Annotated in this window: 7 protein-coding genes; 1 reads left to right on the top strand and 6 read right to left on the bottom strand. The window is 58.9% G+C overall.

The genetic code is table 11. From position 1 onward, the window contains the following. The first annotated feature begins 121 nt into the window (after positions 1-121). Positions 122-1942 (top strand): translational GTPase TypA, encoded by a 1821-nt coding sequence (gene typA / locus ACQKIK_RS16640; protein ID WP_499136767.1) that lies wholly within the window; start codon positions 122-124, stop codon positions 1940-1942. A gap of 186 nt (positions 1943-2128) precedes the next feature. On the opposite strand, the gene ACQKIK_RS16635 is transcribed toward typA, so the two are convergent. Genes ACQKIK_RS16635 through tssM form a run of 6 tightly spaced genes read right to left on the bottom strand, consistent with a single transcriptional unit; the run spans position 2129 to position 12740 of the window. After that, on the bottom strand, positions 2129-2974 hold the full coding sequence (locus tag ACQKIK_RS16635; protein ID WP_499136766.1) for a hypothetical protein: 846 nt from the start codon (positions 2972-2974) through the stop codon (positions 2129-2131). Further along, entirely contained in the window at positions 2974-5358 is a 2385-nt protein-coding gene (locus ACQKIK_RS16630) for a glycoside hydrolase family 19 protein (RefSeq protein ID WP_499136764.1), read from the bottom strand. The genes ACQKIK_RS16635 and ACQKIK_RS16630 overlap by 1 nt, the downstream gene beginning before the upstream one ends. Positions 5359-5408: 50 nt before the next feature. Beyond that, the gene (locus tag ACQKIK_RS16625; protein WP_499136763.1) at positions 5409-7457 is read right to left on the bottom strand and encodes a type VI secretion system Vgr family protein; all 2049 of its coding nucleotides are present in this window, start codon (positions 7455-7457) and stop codon (positions 5409-5411) included. Between the two features lie 20 nt (positions 7458-7477). After that, positions 7478-8467 carry a serine/threonine-protein kinase gene (locus ACQKIK_RS16620; protein WP_499136762.1) on the bottom strand — a complete coding sequence of 330 codons (990 nt, stop codon included), beginning with the start codon at positions 8465-8467 and terminating at the stop codon, positions 7478-7480. After that, complete coding sequence (locus ACQKIK_RS16615) at positions 8464-9201, bottom strand: PP2C family protein-serine/threonine phosphatase (protein ID WP_499136761.1); 738 nt, start codon at positions 9199-9201, stop codon at positions 8464-8466. The genes ACQKIK_RS16620 and ACQKIK_RS16615 overlap by 4 nt, the downstream gene beginning before the upstream one ends. Continuing rightward, positions 9201-12740 (bottom strand): type VI secretion system membrane subunit TssM, encoded by a 3540-nt coding sequence (gene tssM / locus ACQKIK_RS16610; RefSeq protein ID WP_499136760.1) that lies wholly within the window; start codon positions 12738-12740, stop codon positions 9201-9203. Before tssM ends, ACQKIK_RS16615 begins: the two co-directional genes overlap by 1 nt. Position 12741: the final 1 nt, after the last annotated feature.

The following is a 12741-nucleotide window of genomic DNA, read 5'->3' as shown; positions in this document are numbered from 1 at the left end:
CGCTTTGCGGCTGAATCGCCGCAACACGTCGCTAACGATTTCTTCCCTTCATCCAATTTTTTCGCGTTGGGCAGCTTGAAGCATTTGCCGAGTAGCCCAACCCAACTACGAGACCACTACTGTGATCGACAATCTTCGCAACATCGCCATCATCGCTCACGTTGACCATGGCAAAACTACCCTGGTCGACAAGCTCCTGCGTCAGTCCGGCACTCTGGAACGCGGCGAGCTCAACGACGAGCGCGTGATGGATTCGAACGACCAGGAAAAAGAGCGTGGTATCACCATTCTCGCCAAGAACACTGCGATCCGTTGGAACGACTATCGCATCAACATCGTCGACACCCCCGGCCACGCCGACTTCGGCGGCGAAGTAGAGCGCGTAATGTCGATGGTCGACTCCGTGCTGCTGCTGGTTGACGCTCAAGACGGCCCTATGCCGCAAACCCGCTTCGTGACCAAGAAGGCCTTCGAAGCCGGCCTGCGTCCGATCGTGGTGATCAACAAGGTCGACCGTCCGGGCGCGCGTCCTGATTGGGTGCTGGACCAGATCTTCGACCTGTTCGACAACCTCGGCGCCACCGAAGAGCAGCTGGACTTCCAGGTCGTCTACGCCTCGGCCCTGAACGGCATTGCCGGTCTGGATCACACCGACATGGCCGAAGACATGACCCCGCTGTACCAGGCCATCGTCGATCACGTACCGGCCCCGAATGTCGACATCGACGGCCCGTTCCAGATGCAGATCTCAGCGCTGGACTACAACAGCTTCCTCGGCATCATCGGCGTAGGCCGTATCGCCCGTGGTCGCGTCAAGCCGAACACCCCGGTCACTGCCATCGACATGCATGGCAAGAAGCGTAACGGCCGTATCCTCAAGCTGATGGGTCACCACGGTCTGCACCGTGTCGACGTCGAAGAAGCCACTGCCGGCGACATCGTCTGCATCAGCGGTATGGATGAGCTGTTCATCTCCGACACCCTGTGCGACCAGAACAACGTCGAAGCGATGAAGCCGCTGACCGTTGACGAGCCGACCGTTTCCATGACCTTCCAGGTCAACGATTCACCGTTCTGCGGCAAGGAAGGCAAGTTCGTCACCAGCCGTAACATCAAGGACCGTCTCGACAAGGAGCTGCTGTACAACGTGGCCCTGCGCGTTGAAGAAGGCGACTCGGCCGACAAGTTCAAGGTATCCGGCCGTGGTGAGCTGCACCTGTCGGTACTGATCGAGAACATGCGCCGCGAAGGCTTCGAAATGGCCGTAGGCCGTCCGGAAGTGATCATTCGTGACGTTGACGGTGCCAAGCACGAGCCGTTCGAGAACGTCACCATCGACATCCCGGAAGAAGCTCAGGGCAAGGTCATGGAAGAGATGGGCTTGCGTAAGGGCGACCTGAGCAACATGGTCCCGGATGGCAAGGGCCGTGTGCGCCTTGAATACAACATCCCGGCCCGTGGCCTGATCGGTTTCCGTAACCACTTCCTGACCATCACCAACGGTGCGGGCATCCTGACCTCGATCTTCGACCGCTACGACGTGATGAAGTCCGGCCACATGTCCGGTCGTCAGAACGGCGTGCTGGTATCGGTCGAAACCGGCAAGGCACTGACCTATTCCCTGGAAACCCTGCAGGCGCGCGGCAAGCTGTTCGTCGAGCACGGCCAGGAAATCTACAACGGTCAGATCGTCGGCCTGAACAGCCGTGACAACGACATGGGCGTCAACCCCACCAAGGGCAAGAAGCTCGACAACATGCGCGCATCGGGCAAGGACGAAACCATCGCCCTGGTTCCGCCGGTGAAGTTCACCCTGGAGCAGGCGCTGGAATTCATCCAGGACGACGAGCTGTGCGAAGTCACGCCGAAGTCGATCCGTCTTCGCAAGAAGATCCTCGACGAAGGCGAGCGCAACCGCGCTGCGAAGAAAGCCAAGAACTGATATAGCTTTTGGTTACTGAAAGCCCCCGCCGGCGGGGGCTTTTTTCTATCTGGCGAAAGAGTATTGACCGAGTCGATACGGCTGGCGTCCGGCTTCGCATCTTGACCCGATACAGTCGGAGGTCTGACTAACCTTAGAGCTACCGATATGGGGCAAGCTTGGTATGCGTCTTGCCGCGTTCACCTATTATTTGCAGATATCTAAGTCGTCGCAGCTAATCCAGGCTTGAATTACCTTGTCTGTTGCGGAGTAGTATTTGATCTTATACCAAAAAGAATTGCTTTCAGTCTCGGTGAAGTCCGTTAAGATTACTTTGTCACCGGTTACTAAATACATCGTTGTCGCTTGATCGAAGCTTGGCGCTTTGTACAGTATCGCTTTATGGGATGTGACGACTGTTGATAATGGCACGCGCTGGTTATGGTTTGAGTCGTTTGTGACGAGTAGGTGCTCCACTTTATCTTCCAGTAAGTGAACCGTTCTCTCTATATAATCACATCCGAGGCAGCTGTCCGTGACCTTAAGAACTGGGTCGCCGCTTTCTATTGCATAGATATCTTCGTGCCATTTCGCTCCGCTTCTATAGCGGCTGATTATGTAGCTGTCTTCCAGAGTATAATTGCAGATCGGCTTTGAAATACTTTTAAATTTAGCAAAAGAGCTTCGAATTGAGTCGTATCGGTATATTGCTGAGCAAGTGTTAATGCTGCCTTCTTCGGCATGGGTCAAGATTAATTCTGGAATTCCATCTCCTGTCAGGTCTTCCAGTGAGGCATCCGAGTAACCATTTGCTATCGACTCATGCATGCCCTTCGGAAAGCCAATGCGTTCGCATTCTTCCTGTTTGCATACTTTTACCGGCGATGAGGGTGAGCCAGTCAGAACGAGCGTCAGCCCGTCTTTAGATAACTTGTTTATTCCAGCTTCGTTTGCCGCCAAGTAGTTGATTGTTGACATAGTGAAGAGCGTTTGTACAACGCCAAAGCAAAAGATCATTTTCCAGAAGCGTCTAGGATGTAAAACTAGCTTCATTATTCAAGTCTCCATTCTTTTTTAATCGCCTCAAATATTGCCTTGCGCTCATCTAGTCCGTTGTCGCCACCGTTAACGGCTAAGGTGACAAGTTCGACGTTGTCCTTTTCGCGCTCAATTAATATGTTAATGTCGCCTTTCGCATTGTGCTTTTTGTATACGCCACCGTTGTTTCTCCAGAACCAGCACGATACGTCTATAGCGTTGTACATGTCAGCAGCGATTAGGTCGGGTACTGACGTAAAGTCTATTCCGCTATACTTGGAGTAGGTGGCGTAGTTCTTTTTCCACGTCAGCTGGAGTAGCCCTTTTCCTTTATATTTAGGTCCATCTCCGAATGTAGTATTCCCGTTGGCTTCTGCATCCCGGTGTCTCCCCGGGTTGTATCCTTCTCCTGACGCAAACTCAATTGTTGTTTCAAAGTGGGCCGACTCATGGAAGCACTGTGCCAAGAAGTGGGCTTTTTGGTAACCCGTAATGATGCCGTGCCTTATCAGGGCGGCATTCAAAAGATTCACGAACTCTTTTTTATCGAAATCGTAGATGGCAGGGTAACGTTCTCGGAACATCGTGATAAAGCGTTGGGACCCACCACGCCCAGTAAACCAGGCCCCGGGCTTGCTTAACATCTTCTCTAGGAAGGGAACGGTTATCTCCTCCGCTTTGGGTGAAGAAAGGCAGCTGGAAAGCCCAAGAGCGTTGATGTGCCATGCCTTCCCGTTCCCACCGATCCCGTGTTTTTCGGCTAGATCGCTCCACCAGCTCAGCCTCTCGATTCGCTGCTTTTCCTTTTGCCAAATCGGATTGGGCGTTCCAGGCTCTTCCTCCAGTAACGGATCCAGCTCATCCCATTTACTTTTTTCCCAGAACCATTCGCTTTCATGTCCGGTGATCAACTGTCCGAGCAGTTGCGCCTGCCAAGGTTTGGCTAGGGCAGCGCGGATTTCCCGGCTGCTCAGTGTGCTGTCCTTGTCTGTGTCGACGATGTCATGCAACCGGGCCAACGTCAGGGTGGGAGCACCGTCTGCCTTGTTGATCTGGGCGCGGTAGTTTTGCTGTTCTTCCGTGCTCAGCAGGCGGCGGGCGTTGAGACTATAAGCAAGCTTCTCGACAGCAGTCCCGGTTTCTTCGACGCACTGAAAGCCTTCCCATTCCCAAGGGCTATGGCGGGTAGTGATCAGTTCCTGTTCGGCGAGCCAGCCATCGATGGGGTTGCCGTTTTCGTCGGCGAACAGGCCGTTCAGTCGCCACCATATGGTTGTGCTTGCTGGCGTACTGCCTTCGGCAGGGATGGTGACCTTAATCTTGTGCGAAGCCGGCAATCCATCCAGCAGCGTTTGCGGAATTATCAGGTCGACACCGACTTGCGAGCCTTCATCGCTGAGTTTGGGTGGATTCTCAGCACCTATGTCCTCTCGATGAGCGATCAGTTTGCTGGCGCCTTTGTAGACCTTGAGCAGGGTTTGCTGGTCGTCTGGCAAGCGGCTGGCCCAGGCGCGGCTTCGGGCGATGAACGCAGGTACATCATCGCAGCTGAACAGTTCGACATGGACCCTGTGCTGGGCGGCGCTGTCGTGGTTCTGGTACAGGCCTGGATGGCCGATCAGATCACCGGCCTTGATCGGCAGCCCGCTCTCGAGGACGACAACCTTGTCGTATTCCGTTGGTTCGCTGTGCGGTTTGAGCAAACTGGTGGATACATAGCCGGGCAGTTGCCCTTCATCCTCAGCAGCCAGCGCGGGCTGTGCCGTCCCGCTGATGATGCTGATCAGCTTGCTGAATTCGCCTTCCGTTTCGCCAATGGTGATTTCGGCACCCTTGCACAGCTCTGACAGCTTGGTGCTGTTCTTGCTCGGGCCTGCGCGGACGCTCAGACCGTCCTTCTGCGTATTCACGGTATAGCGCTTGGTCTCCCAGAAGGCGGGGCGCGGCAGGTCCGGTTGCGCTTGGTAGCCTGCCCAGTCCAGCAGGTGCATGTACAGGCTGTAGAGGGTCAGGCTTGGAGGAGTTTGTCCGTCGGTAATGCTGCCGTCGGCGTTCTTCAGTGGCGGTGGCTGGAGGCTGTGCTTGACCAGCACGAATCCCGTGGAAAAGGGCGCTCGTTTCACGCGCGGGATCTCGTCAGTGAATTCGCTGACCGGGTAGCGCTCGTCGATGCGGTAGGCAATCACTTCGCCATCGGCTATACAGCGCACGCTCGACTGATCGAAAAACGCCGCCGTGCCCTCGTCGAAATGTACGCCGCCGTGCCATAGGCCATTCTCCCCAGTGGGGTAGTAGCCACCCTTGGCGTTGGCCATATGGATCATCAGCTGCAGTGGATTGCTGTTCGGTTCCTTGCTGGGAAACGGGTATGCCCAGTTGATCGGCTTGTGTTCGGCCATCGATGCTTCCTTACTGTTCGAGCTGGCCTGACGGCCGCCCCTGTCCTTTTCTAGCCTGAGAAACTGAGAGAGCGCTTGCGTTTGCTGGTTACCTTTGCTCCCTCGCCCGGTGGTGCCTGTTCCAACAGGCTCCCCGCCTTATCCCTATCTGCCATTCCCGGCGGCACCGGCGGCTTGATCTTTATCCCTGATCCCTTACCTGGCGCACCACCGGCGTTGATCTTGATCATCGGGCCGCTGACGGTGATGCCGCCGGGGTCGAGCTTGATAAAGCTGCCGCCTGCTTTCAGGGTCAGTTCGATGCCGGCTTCGATGACCATCTTCTGGCCGGCTTTTAGGTGAATCTCGCGGCCGGCTTTGGTCAGTTGGGCGGTGCCGAGCTTGATGTGCTGGGCCTGGCCGACGGTGAGGTGATCTTCGGGTTTGACTTCGACCTTGCGGTGGCCGACGACGGTCAGGTGTTCTTCGGCGCGGAACTCGCTGTAGCTGTTCTTCTCGACGGTGTCGTGGCGTTCGTGGCCGACGCGGATCTTCTGGTCGTGCTCGATGTTCACGTCCCAGTCGCGCTGGGCATGGATATAGATTTGCTCGGCGCCCTTGCGGTCTTCGATGCGCAACTCGTTATAGCCGTCACCACCGGGCGAGCTAAGCGTCTTGAAGACGCTGCGGGTCCTGTTGGCTGGCAGATCGTAAGGGACCTGATGCTCCTTGTGGTACAGGCAACCGGTAACAAGCGGCTGATCTGGGTCGCCTTCCAAATAGGTGATCAGCACCTCCATCCCAACGCGTGGGATGGCTATGCCGCCGTAACGGTCGCCTGCCCAGCTTGAACTAACGCGTAGCCAGCAGCTTGTCTTGTCATCAGCTTGGCCGTGGCGATCCCAGAAGAACTGGACCTTCACGCGGCCGTATTCATCGCAATGGATCTCTTCGCCGGCCGGGCCTGTGACCACAGCGCTCTGGCTACCGAGCACCTTAGGCTTGGGGTGGTTCAGGGGAGGGCGGTGAGGGATATCCCAGGGCGTCGCGGTGAAGCGGTTGCGGTAGCCTTGGGTAAAATCTGTGCTTTCGCCTGATTGCGTAACCGACTCCTCCAGCACCTGAGGCTGTTTGCCTTCGTGAAGCACCTCGGTGAGCAGCCAGAGGTCATTCCATTCACGGCGCGGGTGATCTGAGATTTCCAGTAGGTGCCCGCTGACCAGCCGTGGCTGGTCGCTTCGGCCTTCAGCCAGGCGGTAGTCGGCGCGGTGGCGTTCCAGGGACCGCTGGGATAGGTGCTTGCCGCGTGTGCGATCAGTGAAGCGGCCCGGGTAGTCATAATCTTCTAGGTCTGGCTCCGGCAATTTTTGCCCGTCTGCCGGCTGGCCCTTCTGCGCGGCCTCCATCACCAGGCGCGGCTGTTCGAAGTCGTAATCGCGCCGGATGACGCGGTTGGTGCGGGTCTCCAGGCGCACCGAGAAGCGTTTGATCACCGGCTCGTCGGCGACCAGCCCGCTGTCCTGCAGGTACGCAGTGGGCTGGCCGAGTTTCGGGAAGCTCGTCTGGTCATCACCGAACACCAGCACATGGCCCTGTGCGCAGTGCTCGAAGTGATAGTGGATGCCTTCTTCTTCACACAGCCGCTGGACGAAATGCAGGTCGGTTTCGTCGTACTGAGTGCAGTAGTCACGCTCGGGATAGATCGCCGGGCCGAGCTGAAATCGATAGGCGTCCGCTTGTATGCCGTGACCCTCGAGCACCTGAGCGATGATTTGCGGGACGGTCAGGTGTTGAAAGATGCGCTGATCGGTGCGGTGCGCGAGGTAGGCCAGTTGCGGAACGATGGTCACCTGGTAGCGGGTCAAGCGTTTGCCGGACTGGCCCTGGGCGACGCGATAGATCACCCCATTGATACCGTTGCCTGCCGGCGAGAGTGCTAGGAAGGCTGGCTGGTGCAGCAGGCTTTGCAGATTCAGATCGGCGTGCTCGCTGACAAGCTCCAAGTCGAAGCGGTAGGGCTGGCTGATGGCCTCGCGACCGTTGAAGGCGAGTACCTGCAGGTCGTGATCGATGCCTTCGATGGTGAGGCTGAAATGGGTTTCATTGGCCGCGTTGAACATGGCGCTTCCTTGTTTCCTTGTCATCCATGGGCGCGCCCGAACCAGCGCTGCAGTCTGCTTGGTGCGGGACGACGGAATATATCCAGCAGTTGGGTCAAGCTCGCTGTGCGCTGATCAGCATCAAACGCCAGCGCTGCCTGCAATGTGAGCCAACCATGAGCCAAGTGCGGTGGGCGTCGTAATTCCTTGTCGAGGGCCAGCGCTTTTGCCTGCTTTGCACTTAGCCGCCGGAACGGGTGGCTGCCGCTGGCCATTTCATAAAGCAGGCAACTGAGTGCGTACATATCGCTGGCTTCTGATGGCTCCCCGCCGTCCAGAAGCTCAGGGGCTGCATAGCGCGTGGTCCAGGCCTTGAATCGGTTGCGGGACAGGCGAGGCAGGTTCTTGAGCACGCCTTCGAGCGGCTGGCCAAGCCCGTAGTCGAACAAGCGCAGACCATCCTCCGCCAGTATTACGTTGCTTGGTTTGATGTCACCGTGAATGACACCGCGGCTGTGGGAGTAAGCCAAGGCTTCGATCAGCGGCACGGCGATTTCGCGTAACTCGTCCCAGGTGAGGCCTTCGGGACGTTCGCTGAGCAACTGGTCGAGCGTCGGTCCCTTGAGCAGTTCGAGCGTAATGAAGGCGCGCTGGCTGAGGGCGTCCACGTCAAAACCGAACAACCGCACGACGTGGCGATGGCTTAGACGTGCGGTCAGCGCGAACTCGGTATAAAGCAGCGCGTGTGCGTCGGGGTACTCGGTGAACTCGTCGCTCAGGGTTTTGACGGCGATGTAGGGTTCCGGGTCGCCAAACTGCTCACGCAGGAGGTCCCGTGCGCGGTAAACGGCGCCCATGCCGCCGACGCCGAGCAGCCGTTCGATCAGGTAGCGTCCTGCCAAGACTTCGGGCAAGTCGCTAGCGGCGGAGGCTGCGGCCGATGTGGCGAGGCTCGCTGGCGTGGTGGCCGAGGCAGCGAAAGCGAAGTAGGTGCGGTCTGATGCCGGCTCTGCACGCAGGGGCTCGTTCATAGGCGGATCACCACAGCGCTCAGGTTGTCTCGACACGGGCCGTCCATGGCCTCGTTAAACAGCCGCTGCAGGGCCAGGCTCGTTGACGACGCGTTGAGCGCTGCTCCCAGACTGTCCGGCGACAGGCTCTGGTAGAGCCCGTCGCTGCACAACAGCAAGGTGTCGCCTGGATATACGTCGAACTCGAGGATATCCAGCGTCAGTTGTTCGCTGGCGCCGATGGCGCGCGTCAGGGCATGCGCGGCAGGATGACGCGCAGCCTCGGCAGGGTTCAGGTTCTGTTCGTCGATCAGCTGTTGCAGCAGCGAATGGTCGCGCGAGAGCTGATAGAGCCGCCCGCGGCGCCAGAGGTAGCAGCGGCTGTCGCCAGCCCAGACGCAGGCGGCGCGATCGGCCTCCATCAGCAGCGCAACCACGGTGCTGCCGATTATGGGGTCGGGGCGATCAGCCGTGACGGTCAGTTCCTGTCCCAGCCTGCGGTTAAGGTCATGCAGGCAGCGGCGCAAGCTGACCAGGCGCTCGGACATATTGCCCTCAGGCAACACGGCGAGTTGCTCGACGATCAGACGGCTGGCCAGCGCGCCGTTGTGGTGGCCGCCCATCCCATCGGCCACCACCCATAGGCCCTTCTCGGGTAGGTCGAGAAAAGCGTCTTCATTGCGCGCGCGAACTTTACCCGTATCGGTCCGCGCGGCGCTGCGCCAGCTGTAAGCCAGGCTTGCGGTGGCTGACATCAGAGCGTTGCCGGAAGCTTGAAGTCACGCAGCCGGGCGATGTCGAACGGGTTCGGCGAGCGCTGACTATGCAACAGGTAATTAGCGTTGCGGCCTCCCAGATTGGCCTTGAGCATCAGCACGTCGCGACCGCTGTGGTAGTCGACCTGCATCAGGTCCAGCAGACGGAACAGCGACCAGGGGCCGGAGTTCTTCTCGATGCCGACGCGGCGCCCGCCCAACTCTTCGACTACCAGGCTGGTACGGCCGTCATCTGCATCGGCTGGCCAGCTGAAGGCGGTCTGCATGATCGGGCCGTGGCGGTATTCCATCTGTTGATTGCCGAAGCGGAAGTCGGCGCGACCCAGGCTCGAATCCAACGAGTAAGGCTCGAGTTTGAAACGAATCTGCGGCTCGTTCGGGTTTTCGGCAAAGAAACTGCGGCGGATGGTTTGCGCGTTGCTCATTTGCGATAGGAATTCGCGTGACAGGGGCAAGCCACGGCCGTCGACTCGACGAAGCTGATAATGGCCAGCGCTTCCGCTGACGAACGCTTTCAGGTAGCGATCAAAGAACCCGTCAGCAACGCCTTGTGCCTTGAAGAACTCCCTGAAGTCAGCGATGGCCACATCACTCTCGCTGTGGGCGCTGAACGGATAGCGCTGGCGCAGCGAACCTTTGTAGACCGCGTAGAGCTCGCTCTGGTAGCGCTGGTTGAGGTAGTGATAGGCATCGTTTAGAACGAGCGTCCAGCTGTCTTCCGCGAGGAGGCCGAGCCAGTTACCGATCGGTTGTGGCAAGCGCGCTGCGCTCGTCCGCAACTGGTTGATCGCATCACGTTGCCCGCCCATGCGCACCTTGGCGAGTTCGAACGCCGCCTGATCAGGCGCGCTGGCGTGGGTCAGGCTAGCCAGTTGTATTTGAAGTGCGTCGAGGGCCTGCAGGGTTGGGACCAGCTCGGCGCTGGCGCCTGCGTTTTCATCGAGCAAACGATGCAGCGGTTCGAAGCGGCGCTCGAGTGTTTTGCGTGCCGTATCAGGCAGGTTCTTTGCTAACGCTGCCTGTGTTTGCTCTGCAGCGGCCGAAGCCAGCTTGGCCGCCTTGCCGAGCTTGCCGTTGGCTTCCTTGAGGGCATCGGCCGCCTCCGTGGCATCGCCGGCGGCATCGGCTACGCCGGCGAATCGGGTGTTATCGCGCACCTCGACCAGCAATTGCAGCAGCGGCGAATTGGCTGCGCTCAAGCCGCTGAGAAGTGCCGCGCCCTGGCCAGCACCTGCGATAGGCTCTAGCGCCAGCTGAGCTACCGCTTCGCTCCAATAGTTGGCGTAGTCACGGAAATAGAGCTGCTCCATCTCAATCATTAGCCGTCCAACATCTTTCAGACTCAAGTTGTCGCCTTCGCCGAGCACCCAGTTGTCGCGGAGGATCTCGCGTACCAACTCGCTGCCTTGGGCGAGATAAAACTTCTGATAACCATGCTGGGTATAAAAGCCAGGAATTGTGTAGTCGCTTCCGCTGAACAATGCGCCCTGCGGGCCGAGACGCTGACTGAACCGGTAGTCAGGCAAGCTGCGAGCCTGGTCGCGCAACATGCGATAGACGACGTTGGCTAGCGACTCGCTGCGCAGCACCTGACGTGCCTCGGTAACGAGCTGGTCGTTAAGCGCATAAGGAGCGAATCCGTCATTGAGTAGCCGCTCGAAATGGGTGTTGAGACCGTTCTGCGCGACGGCGTTTCCGGCATAGCGCAGCGACCAGTCGGCGGCGACCCAGTCCTTGAGGAAGTCGTCGTCGCGGCGTTCTTCCAAGTTGAGCATCAGGTAGGCGCGCAAGCTGCCAAGCAGGCGCTCTCGATCAGTGAGATTGGCGCGGATTTGGGCTTCGAGCTGACGCGCAACACGAGGCAATAGCAGGGTTTGCAGCTCGCGGCGGTAGGCCTGATAGACGGTGGGATCGACCAGCGCGCCCTGGTAGAGCCCGCCGCGCTGCAGGTAGGACACCTGAGCCTTATCTGGGAATACCTGGGCGGCCGCATAGCTGGTATCCAGCGCCTTGAGCGTACGCAATGCATCGTCTTGGGGAGCGATTTCCTGGAGCTCGCGACCCAGCTGGTCAGCGAGGTTGCGCAGCTGCTCGAGTCGTTCGTGATTGTCGGAGAAACCGTTTGCCCAGAGCGCACCAAACAGTGCCAGGCAGGCGAAGCTCGCGGCATACAGGGCGCGCTGACCCCAGTCGATGCGGCGTACTTCCTTCTGATCCAGGCCGGCCAGGTCCGCCTCGGGGAAAATCACGCGGCTTAGCAGATGATTAATGAAGCGCGCCCGACCGCTACGGAACGTCGGCAATGTACTGCTCGACATACCGAGGTTGCGTCCGATGCCGCTGGTGAGCGGGTCGAGTTCACCTTGCAGCTGCGGTGCGCTGGTCAGGTAGAACCCGCGCAGTTGGCTGGCACGCTGGTAGCGGTTGCCGGAGAAGGCCAGCTCGACGAACAGGCACAGACGTTCGCCAATCTGGCCAAGCTGATGTGGAAAATCGAGGATGCGACCTCGGCGCTGGGTGTCGCGCTCCTGGTGCATGCGCAGGATGACCTGGCTGTTGAGTCGGCGCAGCAGTTCCTCGAACTCGCCCCGGACTGCATTGACGTCGGTGCCGTCCTGCTCCTTGCGAAAGCTCGCGCCGAGGACCTGATCGCTTTCTTCGCGCGAGAGTTGATCGAAGAACTCGTCGAAGCCAAGCACCTTGTCCGCTTTACTCAGCACCAGATAAACCGGTACGTCGGCGCCGAGGCGTTGGTGAATTTCATGTAAACGCTGACGGCTCTGGCGCGCCAGTGTCTCGAGCTCCAATTCGCTCGAGTACAGCAACTGCTCGACCGGGATGTTGATCAGCACGCCATTGAGTGGCCGTGCACGGCGGCGGCGCAGCAGGCCAAGCAATGTATCCCAAGCTTTGCCATCGACTCCCGAGTCCGGTTGGGTCAGGTATCGGCCGGCGGTATCGATCAGCACGGCGTGGTCGGCGAAGTACCAGTCAGCGTAGCGGGTGCCTGATACATCCTTGGTCAGACGCTGGTTTTCACCGCGGTTGAGCGGGAAGTCGAGGCCGGAAAAGTCCAGCAGTGAGGTTTTGCCACTGCCCTGAGGGCCGAGCAACAGGTACCAGGGCAGGTCGTTGCGCCATTTCTCACTGCGCCCGCGGTACAGGCTCGAACTCTTGAGCGTGCGCACGGCGTCGCGGTAGCGCTGGCTCAGGATGCCTTGTTCCTCACTGACCAAGCCTTCACGCCGAAGTCGCTCCTGCATTTCTTCGTCGCTGGCTTCGGCCTTTTTGCGGCGGGTGCTACGCCAGCTAGCGAATACGATGAATAGCCCCCAGACCAAGCACAGGCCGGCAATGGTCAGCAGGCGGCTGGTCGAGGGTTCCCAGAATTTGTAGTCATCCACCGCCAGTAGCGGTCCGACGAACCACACCAACAGGTCCAGGGCCAGCAAGACGCACAGGCTCCATACCCAGGTCTTGCGGAAAAACGCGGCAAGCTTGCCGAAAAAAACCTTCATG

This window comes from Pseudomonas sp. NPDC047961, assembly GCF_050272435.1.
GTDB lineage: Bacteria > Pseudomonadota > Gammaproteobacteria > Pseudomonadales > Pseudomonadaceae > Stutzerimonas.
The sequence above is the reverse complement of the archived record's forward strand: the minus strand, read 5'-3'. Positions and strand labels throughout refer to the sequence as shown.

Excerpts from the sequence above, each read along its gene's own strand:
- ACQKIK_RS16635 (WP_499136766.1), bottom strand. The coding sequence starts at position 2,974 with ATGAAGCTAGTTTTACATCCTAGACGCTTCTGGAAAATGATCTTTTGC.
- ACQKIK_RS16630 (WP_499136764.1), bottom strand. The coding sequence starts at position 5,358 with ATGGCCGAACACAAGCCGATCAACTGGGCATACCCGTTTCCCAGCAAG.
- ACQKIK_RS16625 (WP_499136763.1), bottom strand. The coding sequence starts at position 7,457 with ATGTTCAACGCGGCCAATGAAACCCATTTCAGCCTCACCATCGAAGGC.
- ACQKIK_RS16620 (WP_499136762.1), bottom strand. The coding sequence starts at position 8,467 with ATGAACGAGCCCCTGCGTGCAGAGCCGGCATCAGACCGCACCTACTTC.
- ACQKIK_RS16615 (WP_499136761.1), bottom strand. The coding sequence starts at position 9,201 with ATGTCAGCCACCGCAAGCCTGGCTTACAGCTGGCGCAGCGCCGCGCGG.
- tssM (WP_499136760.1), bottom strand. The coding sequence starts at position 12,740 with ATGAAGGTTTTTTTCGGCAAGCTTGCCGCGTTTTTCCGCAAGACCTGG.